General features: G+C 64.7%; 18 protein-coding genes. 7 read left to right on the top strand and 11 right to left on the bottom strand.

The window, feature by feature from the left end; translation table 11 throughout:
- The first annotated feature begins 71 nt into the window (after positions 1–71).
- A complete protein-coding gene (gene trmB / locus J3454_RS10635) occupies positions 72–776 on the top strand; it encodes a tRNA (guanine(46)-N(7))-methyltransferase TrmB (RefSeq protein WP_349513729.1) in 705 nt (234 codons plus the stop codon).
- Entirely contained in the window at positions 746–1,237 is a 492-nt protein-coding gene (locus tag J3454_RS10630; protein WP_349513728.1) for a DUF3592 domain-containing protein, read from the top strand. Before trmB ends, J3454_RS10630 begins: the two co-directional genes overlap by 31 nt.
- 1 nt (position 1,238) lies before the next feature.
- Here J3454_RS10630 and J3454_RS10625 read toward each other — a convergent pair whose 3' ends face one another.
- A complete protein-coding gene (locus J3454_RS10625; RefSeq protein WP_349513727.1) occupies positions 1,239–1,628 on the bottom strand; it encodes a hypothetical protein in 390 nt (129 codons plus the stop codon).
- Between the two features lie 408 nt (positions 1,629–2,036).
- Here J3454_RS10625 and J3454_RS10620 point away from each other — a divergent pair, with 408 nt between their 5' ends.
- On the top strand, positions 2,037–2,537 hold the full coding sequence (locus tag J3454_RS10620) for a YciE/YciF ferroxidase family protein (RefSeq protein WP_349513726.1): 501 nt from the start codon (positions 2,037–2,039) through the stop codon (positions 2,535–2,537).
- A 45-nt stretch (positions 2,538–2,582) separates the two neighbouring features.
- Here J3454_RS10620 and J3454_RS10615 read toward each other — a convergent pair whose 3' ends face one another.
- Positions 2,583–4,844 carry an NADP-dependent malic enzyme gene (locus J3454_RS10615; protein WP_349513725.1) on the bottom strand — a complete coding sequence of 754 codons (2,262 nt, stop codon included), beginning with the start codon at positions 4,842–4,844 and terminating at the stop codon, positions 2,583–2,585.
- Positions 4,845–4,994: 150 nt separating this feature from the next.
- Here J3454_RS10615 and mutS point away from each other — a divergent pair, with 150 nt between their 5' ends.
- The gene (gene mutS, locus J3454_RS10610) at positions 4,995–7,706 is read left to right on the top strand and encodes a DNA mismatch repair protein MutS (protein WP_502878582.1); all 2,712 of its coding nucleotides are present in this window, start codon (positions 4,995–4,997) and stop codon (positions 7,704–7,706) included.
- 12 nt (positions 7,707–7,718) lie between these two features.
- On the opposite strand, the gene J3454_RS10605 is transcribed toward mutS, so the two are convergent.
- Positions 7,719–8,105, bottom strand: a complete 387-nt coding sequence (locus J3454_RS10605) for a hypothetical protein (RefSeq protein ID WP_349513724.1) — start codon at positions 8,103–8,105, stop codon at positions 7,719–7,721.
- A gap of 130 nt (positions 8,106–8,235) precedes the next feature.
- On the opposite strand from J3454_RS10605, the gene J3454_RS10600 reads away from it, so the two are divergent.
- Positions 8,236–8,631 (top strand): hypothetical protein, encoded by a 396-nt coding sequence (locus J3454_RS10600; RefSeq protein ID WP_349513723.1) that lies wholly within the window; start codon positions 8,236–8,238, stop codon positions 8,629–8,631.
- A gap of 23 nt (positions 8,632–8,654) precedes the next feature.
- Here J3454_RS10600 and J3454_RS10595 read toward each other — a convergent pair whose 3' ends face one another.
- From J3454_RS10595 to gluQRS, 4 genes are read right to left on the bottom strand one after another with little or no spacing between them, the layout of a single operon-like run.
- Positions 8,655–9,524 (bottom strand): 3-hydroxyacyl-CoA dehydrogenase NAD-binding domain-containing protein, encoded by an 870-nt coding sequence (locus J3454_RS10595; RefSeq protein ID WP_349513722.1) that lies wholly within the window; start codon positions 9,522–9,524, stop codon positions 8,655–8,657.
- Positions 9,525–9,583: 59 nt separating this feature from the next.
- Positions 9,584–10,159 carry a cob(I)yrinic acid a,c-diamide adenosyltransferase gene (locus J3454_RS10590; RefSeq protein ID WP_349513721.1) on the bottom strand — a complete coding sequence of 192 codons (576 nt, stop codon included), beginning with the start codon at positions 10,157–10,159 and terminating at the stop codon, positions 9,584–9,586.
- An 18-nt stretch (positions 10,160–10,177) separates the two neighbouring features.
- Positions 10,178–10,408, bottom strand: coding sequence for a hypothetical protein (locus J3454_RS10585; protein ID WP_349513720.1), 231 nt, complete (start codon positions 10,406–10,408; stop codon positions 10,178–10,180).
- Positions 10,409–10,432: 24 nt separating this feature from the next.
- Positions 10,433–11,263 carry a tRNA glutamyl-Q(34) synthetase GluQRS gene (gluQRS, locus tag J3454_RS10580; RefSeq protein WP_349513719.1) on the bottom strand — a complete coding sequence of 277 codons (831 nt, stop codon included), beginning with the start codon at positions 11,261–11,263 and terminating at the stop codon, positions 10,433–10,435.
- A 178-nt stretch (positions 11,264–11,441) separates the two neighbouring features.
- Between gluQRS and J3454_RS10575 the strand changes: the two genes are divergently transcribed.
- Both J3454_RS10575 and J3454_RS10570 read left to right on the top strand, forming a co-directional pair.
- Positions 11,442–12,050, top strand: coding sequence for an HNH endonuclease (locus J3454_RS10575; RefSeq protein ID WP_502878581.1), 609 nt, complete (start codon positions 11,442–11,444; stop codon positions 12,048–12,050).
- A 279-nt stretch (positions 12,051–12,329) separates the two neighbouring features.
- Positions 12,330–12,572, top strand: a complete 243-nt coding sequence (locus J3454_RS10570) for a hypothetical protein (RefSeq protein ID WP_349513718.1) — start codon at positions 12,330–12,332, stop codon at positions 12,570–12,572.
- 121 nt (positions 12,573–12,693) lie between these two features.
- Here J3454_RS10570 and kynU read toward each other — a convergent pair whose 3' ends face one another.
- Genes kynU through J3454_RS10550 form a run of 4 tightly spaced genes read right to left on the bottom strand, consistent with a single transcriptional unit; the run spans position 12,694 to position 15,822 of the window.
- Positions 12,694–13,932, bottom strand: coding sequence for a kynureninase (gene kynU / locus J3454_RS10565; RefSeq protein ID WP_349513717.1), 1,239 nt, complete (start codon positions 13,930–13,932; stop codon positions 12,694–12,696).
- Positions 13,929–14,567, bottom strand: a complete 639-nt coding sequence (gene kynB, locus J3454_RS10560) for an arylformamidase (RefSeq protein WP_349513716.1) — start codon at positions 14,565–14,567, stop codon at positions 13,929–13,931. Before kynB ends, kynU begins: the two co-directional genes overlap by 4 nt.
- The gene (locus tag J3454_RS10555; RefSeq protein ID WP_349513715.1) at positions 14,564–15,355 is read right to left on the bottom strand and encodes a tryptophan 2,3-dioxygenase; all 792 of its coding nucleotides are present in this window, start codon (positions 15,353–15,355) and stop codon (positions 14,564–14,566) included. The genes kynB and J3454_RS10555 overlap by 4 nt, the downstream gene beginning before the upstream one ends.
- A 35-nt stretch (positions 15,356–15,390) precedes the next feature.
- Complete coding sequence (locus tag J3454_RS10550) at positions 15,391–15,822, bottom strand: DUF4112 domain-containing protein (RefSeq protein WP_349513714.1); 432 nt, start codon at positions 15,820–15,822, stop codon at positions 15,391–15,393.

Below are 15,822 nucleotides of genomic sequence, written 5' to 3'. Positions count from 1 at the left end.
AGGCAAGCGGCCCCAAGCGAAGCACACCAGGGCTGGACAAGCAGGCGGTGGCGCGCCTAGCGGCTGCGGCCATGACGGCATTCAAGGAAGGCGATCCGACCACCATCGCACGGCTTTACGGGCGCAGCGTCGGCAAGAAACTGCGCGCAAGGCAGCAGGGGCTGGTCGATGACTTGCTGCCGCAGATCGCCGTGCCCGCTGAAGGCCCGGTCACGTCCGAAGTGCTGTTCGGCGATGCGCGCCCTTTGCACTTCGAGATCGGCTTCGGCGGGGGCGAGCATCTGGCCTACCGCGCCGATCTGTTACCCGATCACGGCTTCATCGGGGCAGAACCTTTCCTCAACGGCGTGGCGCAGGCGCTGACCCATGTTGCGGACCAACGGCTCGCCAATATCCGCCTGCATCACGGCGATGCGCTGGACGTACTGGCCCGCATTCCGGATGGTTCGCTGACGATGGTGTACCTGCTCCACCCCGATCCCTGGCCCAAGGCCCGCCATGCCAAGCGGCGGATGGTGAATGACGGTCCGATGAAGCTCATCGCGAGCAAGCTGAAGCCCGGCGGCGAATTCCGCTTCGGCACCGATCACGACGTCTATCTGCGTCACGCGCTGATGGTGATGCAGCGCCATACCGATCTGTTCGAATGGGTGGTGGACAAGCCCGCAGACTGGCAGATGCGCCCGTCCGGCTGGCCCGAGACGCGCTATGAACACAAGGCGCGCACGGTTTACGGGCACGAGGTGTGGTACTTCCGATACCGGCGGCGCGGCTGATGGGGCCGAAGGGAGTGATCGGCGCGGCATTCCTGATCGTCGGGAGCGTGTTCTTTCTCTTGGCCGGCAAATCACTGGTCGAGGCCAACGCGGGCGCGTGGAACGGGGTGGAGACCACCGGAACGATCCTCGGTCACGCGCCGAGCGGCCGCAGGGGAGGCCGGATCGTGGTTTATGGCTTCGAGGACGAGCAAGGCCGCCGCTTCGAGGGCCGCACGAAGGTTCCCACGGGCCGCGGGCGCCGCGCCCGCCAGAGGCGTGCGGAAGACGTGGGCCGGGCCGTGCCGGTCTTCTACGACCCTGCCGATCCGTCACGCTCGACGCTGGATACCTTCTTGGGCAGATGGGTCTATCTGCTCATCATGCTGTTCGTGCTGCCGCACATGGCCATCGGCGCCTATCTCATCCGGCGCGACCGCAGGGAGGCGCACGAAGACGGCTGGGCACGTCGGCGGCTCTGATCTAGGCCCTCCCCGCCCGCCACCACGGGATCAGCGCGAACACCACCTGTCCCGCCAGCCCCAGCAGCGCATGCGGCTCGCCGAAGCCTGCGAGCCATTGCGCCGGTGACTGCCCAGCCAGAACCACCGCTAGCGCGCATTCGGCCAGCATCAGCAGCGCGAAGGCGAGTGCGCCCATCGCCAGCGCCTCTCCGCCGGTGCCGATACCGAACCGCCGTATCAGCCACCCCGCTGCGATCCAGCTAGCCGCCAGCATCAGCGGCAATTCGAGCGCGGTCGCGGGCAGCAGGCCGATCATCGGTGCCAGCCACAGCGTCCGGATGGTGCCGAGCACGAAGCCCAGCGCGAAGATGATGCCCCAATAGGCAAGGCCCGCTTTCGCCCGGTTCATTCCCGCCGCCTTTCCGTTCCGCTTTCCTACAGCCGTCCAGCCGGGCTAGCCAATTATCATGTCGCATCGCCAATCCGTCCCGCCGCTCGATCTGCACGGATTGCGACACGCAGCCTTCAAACAGATTACGGTCCCGAAGGGCCGCAAGACCAACCGGCCGCCCGCAGGCGCTCGATCCCGCAGGGATCGAAACGCGCCGAGGATAAGCGCCCGGAGGTGCGCTCGAAAAGGCCTCCGTTTTCCTGTTCTGGACAGTGTCTCATGTGTCTCCAACAGCGTCCCGCCGCAGCTTGATCGCGCCTCGTCCGATCCCCTTGCTTGCGTGACCCGGGGGCCGGAACATTTGCCTGTCTGAGCCACTGATGGGGCATGGGGGCGACAACCGGACAACCAAGGGAGACGACCGACATGACCATCAACACTCTGAAAGACCTCTACATCGATCAGCTGCAGGACATCTACAGCGCCAACCGCCAATCCGCCAAGGTCACGCAGGAACTGCACAAGGCCGCGCATTCCGAAGACCTGAAAAGCGCACTCAAAGCGGGCGTCGACGGGATCGAGGAAGGGATGGATCAGATCAAGCGTCTGATCCAGAACCATGATGCCGACCCGCGCGGCGAACATTGCAAGGGCATGGAAGGCCTTGTCGCCGAAGCGCGCGCCCACGGGATCGAAGCCGATATTGCAGACGAGGACGTGCGCGATGCCTCGATCATCGCGCAGTATCAGCGGATGACCCACTACGGCATCTCGGGTTACGGCACCGCCTGCGCCTTTGCCAAACGGCTCGGGCTGAAGGACGATGCCAAGGTGCTCGACACCTGTCTCGACAACACGCGGGACGGCGACAAGCACATGACCTCGATCGCCTCGGGCGAGGTCAACCGGGCCGCCGCGCAGGCCTGATGCTTCGGGAAGGGCTCGGCCGGGTTGGCCGGGCCCTTCGCTTTCTCAGCCCACCACGCCTGCGCCCGCCAGCACGGCGAGCGTCAGCACATCGGGCACCGACGCCGTCATCGGCACGATCTGCACCGGCTTCTCCATGCCGATCAGCATCGGGCCGATGGTGGCGTTGCTGCCCAATTCGCGCAGCAGCTTGGCCGACAGGTTGGCAGATTGCAGGCCGGGCATGACCAGCACGTTGGCAGGGCCGGACAGGCGGCTGAACGGATAGAGCGCCATGACCTTGGGGTTGAGCGCGGCATCGGGGGCCATCTCGCCTTCGTATTCGAAGCCCGGATCCTCACGGTCGAGGATCGCCACTGCCTCGCGGATGCTGGTGAGCCACTGGCCGGAGGGGTTGCCGAAGGTCGAATAGCTGAGGAACGCGACCCGCGGTTCATGCCCCATGCGGCGCGCGACCGCAGCAGTCTCCTTGGCGATGTGGGCCAGTTCCAATGCGTTGGGACGTTCGTTGATGGTGGTGTCGGCCAGAAAGGTGGTGTGGTTCTTGCCGATCATCATGTGGATGCCGAACGGCAGTGCGCCTTGCTTGTGCTCCAGCACCAGGTTCACTTCGCGAACGGTCTGGGCGAAGGTGCGGGTCATGCCGGTGATGATCCCGTCGCCATGCCCCAGCGCAACCAGCAGCGCAGCGAACACGTTGCGCTCCTGATTGACCATGCGGCGCACGTCACGCTCGGTAAAACCGCGCCGTTGCAACCGCTTGTAGAGGAAATCGACCATCGCGGGCACGTGCTCGCTATCGGCGGAGTTCTGGATCTCGAAGCTGGACGGATCGGCCACCGAAAGCTGGTGCAGCTTGTCGAGCACCGCCTTGGTGCGGCCGACGAGGATCGGGACACCGTAGCCGAAATCGCGGAACTGGATCGCGGCGCGCAGGACCACTTCCTCTTCCGCTTCGGCGAACACCATGCGCTTGGGATTGGCCTTGGCAACTTCGTAGACGCCCGACAGCACCGAAGTGGTGGGGTTGAGGCGCGAGCGCAACTGGATGCGGTAAGCCTCGAAATCCTCAATCCGCGCGCGCGCCACGCCCGAATCCATCGCCGCCTTGGCGACGGCGGAAGACACGACCTCGATCAGGCGCGGATCGAACGGGGCGGGGATGATGTAATCGGTGCCGAACTTGTGGTTCTTGCCATAGGCGCTCGCCACTTCCTCGGGCACCTGCTGGCGCGCGAGTTCGGCGATGGCCTGTGCGGCGGCGACCTTCATTTCCTCGTTGATGGTGGTTGCCTGCACATCCAGCGCCCCGCGGAAAATGAAGGGGAAGCCCAGCACGTTGTTGACCTGATTGGGAAAATCGCTGCGGCCTGTGGCGATGATCGCATCGGGGCGCACTTCCTTGGCTTCGTCGGGCATGATTTCGGGCACTGGATTGGCCATCGCAAAGATGATCGGCTTGTCCGCCATCTTGCGCACCCATTCGGGCTTTAGAGCGCCGGCTGCCGACAGGCCGAGGAAGATGTCAGCGCCCGCCAGCGCCTCTTCGAGGCTGGCGGCGGTCGTGGCGACAGCGTGGGCACTTTTCCACTGGTCGACGCCTTCGCGACCCGGCGTGATCGGGCCGGAGCGGTCGCACATGATGACGTTTTCATGGGGCACGCCCATCGCCTTGATCAGCGCAGTGCAGGCAATCGCCGCCGCGCCCGCGCCGTTGACCACCACCTTCACGTCGCGAAAATCGCGCCCGGTGATGTGGCAGGCGTTGAGCAGGCCGGCGGCGGTGATGATCGCAGTGCCGTGTTGGTCGTCATGCATCACCGGGATTTTCATTCGCTCGCGCAGCGCGGCTTCGATGATGAAGCATTCGGGCGCCTTGATATCCTCAAGGTTGATGCCGCCGAAGGTCGGCTCCATCAGCGCGACCGCGTTGATGAAGGCTTCGGGGTCTTCGGTGTCGAGTTCGATGTCGATCGAATCCACATCGGCGAAGCGTTTGAACAGCACTGCCTTGCCTTCCATCACCGGCTTGGAGGCAAGCGCGCCGAGATTGCCTAGGCCGAGGATCGCGGTGCCGTTGGAAATCACCGCCACCAGATTGGCCTTGGCGGTGTAGCGCGCGGCGAGTGCGGGATCGGCGGCGATGGCTTCCACCGGTGCGGCCACGCCGGGCGAATAGGCAAGGCTCAGGTCGCGCTGCGAGGTCATCGGCTTGGTGGCGACGATCTCGAGCTTACCGGGACGGATCGTCTCGTGATAGAACAGCGCCTCGCGGGTGGTGAACCCGCCCTTGTTCTCTTCGGCCATGTTGCCTGGTCCCTCTTGCCTTGATCCGGTCGTGAGCGGCTGGTCTTAGCCGCGTGGATGGCCCAGCGATAGGCCACAAATGGCCTGCATCGGGGGAAAGCCGTAAGGGCAGTCATTCCGAATCGCTGCTGGTGGGGCTAGGCCTTCGCAATGGCCGCCCTCCACGATCCCCCAGCCTCATCGAAGCCCACCCCGATGATGGCGCAATATCTCGCATTGCGGGAAGAGGCGGGCGATGCGCTATTGTTCTACCGGATGGGCGATTTCTTCGAATTGTTCTTCGACGATGCGCGCGCCGCAGCCCAGATTCTCGACATCGCACTGACCACGCGGGGTGAGCATAATGGCCAGCCGATCCCGATGTGCGGGGTGCCGGTGCATTCGGCGGAAGGCTACCTTGCGCGGCTGATCAAGGCGGGCTGCCGGGTGGCGATTGCCGAGCAGGTGGAAACGCCCGACGAAGCCAAGGCGCGGGCCAAGCGCGAGGGCACGCCGTCGTCAAAGGCGCTGGTGGGCCGCGCGATCGTGCGGCTGGTGACGGCGGGCACTCTGACAGAGGAAGCCCTGCTGAACCCGCGCCGCGCCAATGTACTGGTGGCACTGGCGGAACTGCGCGGCACCATCGGGATCGCCGCCTGCGACGTGTCGACCGGGGCGATGGTGCTGGAGGAATGCGCGCCTGACCAGCTTGGTGCCGTACTGGCGCGGATTGCGCCGACTGAAATTATCGCTCCAGAGGCGAGTCCCCGCGAAGGCGGGGACCTCATGCAATCCGGCACCCAGCCGACCGAGGCTCCCGCCTTCGCGGGAGCGCACATGGAGGCGATCCTGCGTCCGCGCAGCACCTTTGCCAGCGATACCGGGGCGGAGCGGCTGAAGGCGGTTCATGGTGTCGCCACGCTAGATGCCTTCGGGGATTTCACCCGAGCAATGCTCAGCGCGGCGGGAGGCCTGATCGCCTATCTCGACCATGCCGGGCGCGGAAAGCTGCCGCTGCTGCTCCCGCCGGTACTGCGCGCGGGCGCGGCGGGCATGGCAATGGACGAGGCGACGCGGGCGAGCCTCGAAATCCTCGAAAGCACCACCGGCGGGCGCGCGGGCAGCCTGATCGGCGCCGTCGATCGCTGCATCACCGGGGCGGGGTCGCGGCTGCTGGCAGACGACCTGTCGGCGCCCTTGCTTGACCGCGCGGCAATCGAGGCGCGGCTGGCACTGGTGCAGTTCTGGCGCGACCGCCCGATCGAGCGCGCGCAATTGCGCGATTCCTTGCGCTCCATCCCCGATCTGGGCCGCGCGCTCGGGCGGGTGGTGGCGGGACGAGGCTCCCCGCGCGATCTTGGCCAACTGCGCGACGGCCTGACTGAAGCGATGCGGCTGCATCACTGGCTGAGCGGCGCGCCCGACAAGCCTGCGCTGCTGGAAGATGTGCTGACCCGCCTCACCGGCCACGGCGCACTGACCGATCTGTTCTCCCGCGCGCTTGTGCCCTCGCCCCCGACCGAGCGCGGCAATGGCGGCTATATCGCCGATGGCTACGACGCCGCGCTCGACGAATTGCGTGCCACGTCGGGCGATGCCCGCCGCGCGATTGCGGCGATGGAAGCGCGGTATCGCGACGAGACCGGGATCGCGACTCTGAAAATCCGCCATAACAGCGTGCTCGGCTATTTCATTGAGGTCGCCGCGCGTCATGCCGACCGGCTGATGGCGCCCGACAGCAGCTTTACCCACCGCCAGACGATGAAGGATGCGGTGCGGTTCAATTCCTTGAAACTGCACGAGGAAGCGGCGCGGATCGCGGAAGCGGGCGGCCATGCGCTGGCAGCGGAAGACGCGCATTTCGAGGAGCTGGTGGGCGAAATCATCGCAGCGCGGGAAGCTATTGCAGCGACCGCCGCCGCACTCGCCCGGATCGATGTCGCCGCCGCCAATGCCGAACGCGCCGCAGAAAGCGACTGGTATTGCCCGGAAATCGCGGAAGACACCGGCCTCGCCATTACCGGCGGGCGGCATCCGGTGGTCGAAGCGGCACTCGCCAAGTCGGGCGAGCGGTTCGTGGCAAATGATTGCACGCTCGGCAGCGACAACCGGTTGTGGCTCATCGGCGGGCCAAACATGGGCGGCAAATCGACCTTCCTGCGCCAGAATGCCCTGATCGTGCTGCTGGCGCAGGCCGGGTGTTTTGTCCCGGCGGCAGCGGCCTGTATCGGGCTGGTCGATCGCCTGTTCAGCCGGGTCGGTGCGGCGGATAATCTGGCGCGCGGGCGTTCGACCTTCATGGTCGAAATGGTCGAGACCGCCGCCATCCTCGCGCAGGCCACCCAGCGCAGCTTCGTGATTCTCGACGAGGTTGGGCGCGGCACATCGACCTATGATGGGCTCGCGCTCGCCTGGGCGGTGGCGGAAGCCGTGCATTCACGCATCGCGTGTCGCTGCCTGTTCGCAACGCACTATCACGAACTCGCACGGCTGGCCGAAACCTGCGAGGCGCTGTCGCTGCATCACGTCCGTGCGCGTGAATGGCAGGGCGATCTTGTGCTGCTGCACGAACTGGCCGAAGGACCAGCGGATCGGTCCTACGGTCTGGCGGTCGCGCGGCTCGCGGGGGTGCCCGCAACCGTGGTCGACCGGGCCAAGGCGGTGCTCGAAAAGCTGGAGGAGACCCGCGAGGCCACCGGCGGGATAGCCGCTGGTCTAGGCGATCTGCCGCTATTCGCCGCGATCCGCCCCGAACCTGCGCCAGCTTCGGCAGAACAGCAGCTGGCCGAAGCCCTGCGCGCTGCCGATCTTGATGCGCTGACCCCGCGCGAGGCGCTGGATCTGCTGTATGAATGGAAGCGCGAGCTACCCGCCGCGCGTTAGGGCGTGTTCGCGCTATCGTCGGGGCCGTCCGCTCTGGCGTGTGCCATCCTTTCCGCCAACAACAACGTCATCGTCGCCGTCATTGCCCGGATCATACTTGCCCGGAGTGTCGTCGTGATTGGGCTCGCCAACAAAGGCCGAGTTGTCGATCCGGCCGGTGTCTTCCATCTGCTGCATTTCCTCGACAAGATCGGTTTCGCTGCCCGCGACGTTGTCCACGCCGGGTGAAGGACGCTTGCGGCTTTCGGTCCCTCCCGGCTGTTCGTGGCCGGCATCCTGCGCGTCGGCGGCGATATCCTGCGCCTGCTGGCCGCGCTGGTCCTGTTCCGAATTGTGGTTTTCCGGCGCGAGACCCTTAGGCCGACCAGCAGCGGAGGAGGGTGGGTTATGTTGAGACATGAATGATCTCCTTTCGCTCTTGCAACGCGCGCTGCGCAGGTGAGGTTGCACGCCGAGCGGCGGCGCGGGCGCCTGACGCGCCGAACTGCGTGCACCGAACCTTAACCCTGTCCGGACTAGCCTGCCGTTCATGTCGAAGAGTCCCCTCGCCAACAGCAAGACTGCGCTCGTATTCGCCGCGATGACGATCATCAGTACCCTGATGGTGGTCGGCTCACTCGACAGCGCGGGTATAATGGACGTCACGGCCGGTCGTCTGGCCGAGAAGACCGAAAGCGTAGCCGAAGAGGTGTTGCCCGAGCCAGAGACGCCCGCTGACGCAATCGACGAGATCGAACCGCTGGACCCCGCAAGCGGCTGGGGCGGCACCGGAGAGGCACAATTCGGCGATTATGTTGCCGAAGACGCTCTGGCCCCCGCCACAGACGCCGGGGCCGACCCGGCGTTAACCGGACAGCCGACTGACGACGGCTTCGAAGGGCAGGAGCCGTTCAGCGACGATGGTTTTGCCTCTGTGGCGGGCTAATCGCCTGGGGCAGCCATGCCGCTTCAGCGCGTGGGAACCGGCGCCTCGCCCGTGTAATCGTAGAAGCCGCGCCCGGCCTTGCGCCCCAGCCACCCGGCCTCGACATATTTCACCAGCAGCGGTGCAGGGCGATATTTGCTGTCGCGGGTCGTCCGGTACAGCACTGTAATGATGTCGAGGCAGGTGTCGAGCCCGACGAAATCCGCCAGTTGCAGCGGCCCCATCGGGTGATTGAGGCCCAATCGGCAACCCTTGTCGATATCCTCGATCCCCGCTGTCGACTGGCCCAGCACGAACACCGCTTCGTTGATCATCGGTAGCAGGATGCGGTTGACCACGAAGCCGGGTTCGTCCTGACTCAGCACCACTTCCTTGCCCAAGCCGCGCGCGAACGCGGTGATGCGGTCGGTCGTGTCCTCCGCCGTAGCAAGGCCGGGAATGACCTCGATCAGCCCCATAACCGGAACCGGATTGAAAAAATGCAGGCCGATGAAACGCGCGGGATCGGGCGAGTGGTTGGCCATGCGGGTGATCGGGATCGACGAGGTGTTCGACGCCATGATCGCGTCTGCGTTCAGCACCTTTCCGGCCGCTTCGAAGATCGCGTTCTTGATTTCCTCGCGCTCGGTCGCGGCTTCGACGATCAGGTCGGCCTGCGCAAATGGCGCGTAATCGGCGACGGGGGTGATACGGGCGAGCAGCGCCTCGGCCTCTGCGGCCTCGATCTTGCCGCGGCCCATCAGCTTTACCAGCGCCTTCTCGATGGCGGCCTTGCCCGCTTCGGCACGGGCCAGGTCGACGTCCGACAGCATCACGGCCACGCCATGAGCGGCCACGGTCTGAGCAATGCCGGTACCCATCTGACCGGCGCCGATGACGGCGATGTTGCGCATGGCAATTCCCTTCGCAAGTGCAGCAATGGCGCCGCCCTAGCGAGGATCATCCGCGCTGACTAGCGATTAGCGCCGGGAACCCACTTCACATCCTCGCGCCCGTCGGCATTCGCCACGCGGGCGAGTACGAACAGCAGATCGGACAGTCGGTTGATATAGGCGAGCGCCGCCGGATTGACCGGAACCTCGGCAGCCAGCGTCACCATCGCACGTTCGGCCGATCTGGTCGCTGCGCGGGCGACATGGACACGCGCCGCAGCCTCGCTGCCGCCGGGCAGGACGAAGCTGGTCAGCGGTTCAAGCCGTTCGTTGAGCGCATCGATCTGCGCCTCGATCCATTCGGCTTGCGCAGGCACGATCCGCAGCACCATCGCGGATGGGGAAAAATCGTCATTTTCGGCTGGCGTCGCCAAATCGGCGCCCAGATCGAACATGTCGTTCTGAACCCGGATCAGCAGCGCGCGCTGGGCCTCGTCGGCAAGAGCGCAGATGGCAAGGCCGATAGAACTATTCGCCTCATCCACCAGCCCCATCGCGCTGATACGGGCAGAAAATTTCGGGCAGCGCGAACCATCGACCAGCCCCGTCGTCCCGTCATCACCGGTGCGGGTGTAGATCTTGTTGAGCTTGACCATAGAGGCAGGCGCCTGTCGTCAGCGGGCGACAGCGAGGATGATCGCCACCACCACGATCGCCAGCGCCTGATACTTGATCCGCGCGAACATCGCCTTGTTCTGGGCGAGCTGCATATCGCTCGAGGTTTCACCCTCGCCGCTTTCAAGATCGATTTTGGTCGTCTTGAGAAAGGCCACAATGCCCTTGATCAAGGAGAATGCGACAAGGCCCATCAGGATGAGCAAAACGGCGATGAGAAAATAGTTCATGGGGCCTAAATGGACAGTCCGGCCTCAAGTTCCAAGCCGCAAATGCTGCAACCGTAATTGTTCCGCAAGCATCCGGCCATCCTCGTTCGCCAGCCGCCGCTCGGCGAGTGCAGGCGAACCGCGCCGCTTGGCAAGTTTCTGGCCGGTATCGTCGGTCAGCAGCGCGTGATGATGCCAGCGCGGCACCGGCAGTCCGAGCAACTCCTGCAAGGTGCGGTGGACGTGAGTGGCCGCAAACAGATCGGCCCCGCGCGTCACCAGCGTCACACTATCGGCTGCATCATCGAGCGTGACGGCGAGGTGATAGCTGGCGGGCAGGTCTTTCCTCACCAACACGACATCGCCAAGTTGGGTGAGGTCGATCGGAATGGTTCCTGCCAGGTCATCCTCCCAGTTGATCGCCCCTGTCGCGGCCAGCGCCGCTGCCGCATCGAGCCGCCACGCAGCGCCGCGAGCCGATTCGGGCGGAGTATGCTTGCAGGTACCGGGATAAATCAGCCCATCGGAACCTGCGATTGCGCCCGCCGCCTCGATCTGCTTGCGGGTGCAGATGCAGGGATAAAGCAGCCCGCGCGCCTTCAGCGCCTCTGCTGCCGCCGCATAGCTGCCGAGCCGGGTCGATTGCGCGGGCACTTCGTCCCATTCCAGCCCCAGCCATTCCAGATCGCGGCGGAATTCATCGGCTAGTTCGGGGCGGGATCGCGGCCCGTCAATATCCTCGATTCGCAACAGAAACCGCCCGCCGCCCGCACGCGCCAGATCATACGCAACGATCGCCGAAAGCGCATGGCCGAGGTGCAGCGGCCCGTTGGGGCTTGGCGCAAAACGGGTAACGATAGGGACGGGCTCCGGCATCACCCGAGGCCATGCCACAGCAGCTATCCTCGCGTCATCCACAGACTTGGCCACAGCCTGTCCCCAGTTCCTGCACGGCCTGCCCCTTTGGCCAACATTGTGGATACCGAACCTGTCACGGGTTTGACTCTTTCGCCTGCCACGGCATGTTCAGGTCAATCAGGAAGGGACGCGCGCAGTGTTCAACGCCGAACTGATCGAGAAAGCAGCCCGGTTTCGCGGCGTCGATGAAGACCCGACGCGCAACCTTTCGGCGTGCCCGGCGCTGGTGCTCAACGCCGATTACACGCCGCTGTCCTATTACCCGCTGAGCCTGTGGCCGTGGCAGACCGCAATCAAGGCGGTGTTCCTCGACCGGGTGGACATTGTCGCCAGCTACGAACGCGAGGTGCATTCGCCCAGCCTCGACATGAAAATCCCGAGCGTGATCGCGCTGCGCCAATATGTGAAGCACAGCGAATTTCCCGCCTTCACCCGCTTCAACCTGTTCCTGCGCGACCGTTTCCAGTGCCAGTATTGCGGCAGCACCGATCACCTGACCTTCGACCACGTGATCCCGCGCCGATTGGGCGGACGGACCACGTGGGAGAACATCATAACCGCCTGCGCGCCGTGCAACATGAAGAAAGGCGGACGCACCCCCAAGCAGGCCGGAATGCCGGTGCACCGCACGCCGATCCGCCCGACGAGCTGGCAATTGCAGCAGCACGGCAAGCAATTCCCGCCCGGCTACCTGCACGAGACATGGCGCGACTGGCTGTATTGGGACATCGAGCTGGAGGCTTGATCGAGGGCTTTCGCCGACGGTGGATGGTTCGGTTGCGATCCCCACAGCAGCCGCCAGTTGGTATTTTCCTTATTCCTCAGTCGCTCGCTGCGAATGAAAGAAGTCGAATTTCCAGATCCCATTCTCGCGAACGAGTACAGCTGACTCAAGCCAGCGGACAGGCTGAAGGTCGGTTGGAACCCCGGCGCTGCCAACATTCTCCCAAGCCGACCACGCGACATCGCAGCTAAGTTTCGTATCAATGGGGCCTATCGCCCAATTGATTTGCACACCCTGAGCGTGAGCATCTCGAACGACATCCGCGAGCTCAGTTCCTTCAAAGCGCTTGCCGACATCGAAAGAGTAAAAGGATGCGGTGGTAAGGCGTTTGAAGGCCGCTTCGTCATCCTTACGAAGCGCATCGAAGAAATCATGGATAGTACGGTCAATCTCAGCACCGGCATTAGTCGGAGCAGGGCAGTCGGGCTGACGCGCATGGGAGCACCCAGCGAGCGCCAACGTCGTAGCGAGTACAAGAAATGATCGGAACGACTTCACGCCTGAGAATCGCTCTCTGGATGTCACATGTCAATGCCCGCTAACCACCCAGATTCCGCCATCCGCAAACGTCCGCTTTTTTGCGCGGACGCAGCGGCTCGATCGATCAGGTCACCACTGCCCTTTGGCTGAACTCCGCCCTTTGCCACTCCCCGCTCGCCAGCACTTCGGCCAGATGCCGGGCAGCCGCAGCGATGTTGGCGAAACTGAGATAGGCGGGCGCGAAGCCCAGCCGCAGCACGTCGGGATCGCGGAAGTCGCCGATCACGCCGCGCGCGATCAGGGCTTGGCAGATCGCGTAGGCATCGGGGTGGCGGAACGACAATTGGCTGCCGCGCGCAGTGCTTTTGGGCGGGCTGACCTGTTCAAGATCGACCTTGAACGCCATCAGGCATTCGAGAAAGAACTCCGACAGCGCCTGCGACTTGGCGTAAAGCCGCCCCACACCGATCTCCGCGATCAAATCTACCCCCACTTCCAGCGCGGCGAGGCCCAGTACGGGGGACGTGCCGCACAACAGCCGCTCGATCCCCGGTGCGCCCTCGTAATCGTCGGAGAAGGCGAAGGGCGCTGCGTGGCCGAACCATCCGGTCAACGGCTGATCGAGCGCGGCGTGGTGCCGCTCGGCCAGATAAGCAAAGGCCGGTGCGCCCGGCCCGCCGCACAGATATTTATACCCGCATCCCACCGCGAAATCCGCGCCCGCCGCGTTCAGTTCAACCGGCATCGCCCCGGTCGAATGCGACAGGTCCCACAGCACCAGCGCGCCCGCTTCGTGCGCGGCGCGGGTCAGCGCCGCCATGTCGTGCAGCGCGCCGGTCTTGTAATGCACATGGGTGAGCATCAGTAGGGCAACGTCACCATCGAGCGCCTTGGTCAGGTCGCCCCGTGCAGCCAGCCGCCGCTCCGCCAGCCCCTGCCGCTCCAGCCCGGCGATCATGTAAAGATCCGTCGGGAAATTGCCCGGCTCCGACAGGATCACCTTGCGACCGGGACGCATGTTAAGCGCGGCGGCAATCAGCTTGAACAGGTTCACGCTGGTCGAATCGCAGGCGATCACTTCGTGCGGCCCGGCCCCGATCAATGGCGCGATCTTGCCGCCGATGCGGCTTGCAGCGTCGAACCAGCCTGCCCCGCCGAAATCAGGGCCGTTCCAAGACCGGATGAGTCCTTCGCCCCATTCCTGTTCCACCACGCGCGCCATCGCCGCCGGGGTCGCCTTGGGCAGCGCGCCGAGCGAATTGCCGTCCAGGTAGATCACGCCTTCGGGCAGTGTGAACCGGTTGCGATAGGGGCCGAGCGGATCGGCGGCATCGAATTCGCGGGCGCGTTCTTCCGGATTCATGTCAGCTCTCTCAGCACCGCACGCACCGGCGAGGCATCGCCGCCCACAATCGGTAACGGCAGCGCGATCAGTTCATACCGTCCCGGCGGCACGGCATCGAGCACCAGCCCTTCCAGCACCCGGATATCGTGGCGCAGCACGGCAAGGTGCGCGTCCATGGTCTTCGAGGTCTGCGGGTCGATCGAAGGGCCGTCGAGCCCCACAAGCCGGACACCTGCTGCCGCCAGCGCGTCAATGGTGGCCGGGGCGATGGCGACCGTATTATCCGCCCATGCGCCGTGCGGAAATGCCGCGAAGGTGCGAAACAGCACGCGCTCCACGCCATCCAGTTCGGGCAGATGGTCCGGCAAGATCAGCGGCCCCGCCCCGCGCGCATCGACCACCAGACATGTCCCGAGATAGGGCGCCAGATCCACGCTGGCGATATCCTCAGCGCCGCTGGCGTAATGCAGCGGTGCATCGGCATGAGCGCCCGAATGGGTCGACAGGGTCAGCGCCGACACATTTACCGGCGAGCCGCCGTCCATCTGCCACGTTCCCGCCTGCTGGAACGCGGTATCGCCGGGCCACACCGGCAGACCGGGGCGCAGGGCCTGCGAAATGTCCCACAACCGCCTTTGCCCTTGAGGGGTCATATCGCGGTCCTCACGCTGAGCAATTCCGGGAAAAACGCCTGCTTCAACACGCCTTCCAGATAGGGCACGCCCGGCGTGCCGCCTGTCCCGCGCTTGAAGCCGATGATCCGCTCCACCGTCTTGAGGTGCCCGAACCGCCAGCGCTGGAAATGGTATTCCAGATCGACCAGCTTTTCGGCGAGTTCGTAGAGATCCCAGTGCTCCTGCGGGTCGCGGTAGATCGCCGCCCATGCGGCCTCGACACTTGTGTTGTGCTGATAAGGCGCGGCCGGATCACGCTTCGTCGCAGCCTCGTCAATGGCAAAGCCGCGCCGCGCAAGCAGGTGGATCGCGGCGTCATAAAGGCTTGCGCGGCCGCATTCCGCCTCCAGCCGCGGCGCCCAGTCGGCGTTGTCCTCGTGCAGCTTCACGTGGCGGTCATCGCGTCCGCCCAGCATGAACTCCATCATCCGGTACTGCGCCGACTGGAACCCGCTCGATGCGCCCAAATGCGGACGGATCGCGGAGTAATCATGCGGGGTCATGGTGCTGAGCACATCCCAGCTCTGGATCAACTGCGCTTTCGCCCGTGCCACCCGTGCCAGCATCTTGAAGGCGGGGCGCAGGTTGTCGGCTTCGATGCACTCGCGTGCGGCGGTCAGTTCGTGCAGGCACAGCTTGAGCCACAGCTCGCTCGTCTGGTGGACGATGATGAACAGCAATTCGTCATGCGCGTCCGACGCTGGATGCTGCGCTGCAAGCACGCGGTCCAGATCGAGATAACTCGCGTAGGTGACTTTGCCGACCATCCGCAGTCCCTAGCGCGGGGCGGCAGCCATGGGAACTACCCCTCGATCACACGGGCTTCGGGATGGTGCTTGTCGATATGCCGCAGGATGATCTTGAGGTTCCGGGTGTTGGAACGGAAGACGAAATCCGCTGCGTCCCCCAATACCGGAATCGCGCCGATCGCGGTATCGAACAGCACGTTCATGCCCATCCGCGCAAGCTTCCATCTCGGCAGGCCCAAATTGCGGGCTTCCCAGACGATATAAGCACCCATCGACGCGGTCACTATCTCGCCCAGCACCGGGATCAGCCCGATCAGCGCGTCCAGCCCGACCGGGACATTCACACCGGGAATCACGAAACTGCGTTCGAGCAGATGCTCCATTGCCGTCACACGGGCGCGCACGGAGGCCGGATCGCTACCCATGGGCAGTGTCATTCCGACGATACGCGGAGCGTTGGGGCGGCGGTTGGTGTTCGTATCCAT

It is taken from the genome of Erythrobacter sp. NFXS35 (assembly GCF_040148725.1).
In the GTDB taxonomy this organism is placed as follows: Bacteria; Pseudomonadota; Alphaproteobacteria; order Sphingomonadales; family Sphingomonadaceae; genus Erythrobacter.
This window is presented reverse-complemented; position numbering and strand designations above follow the sequence as displayed.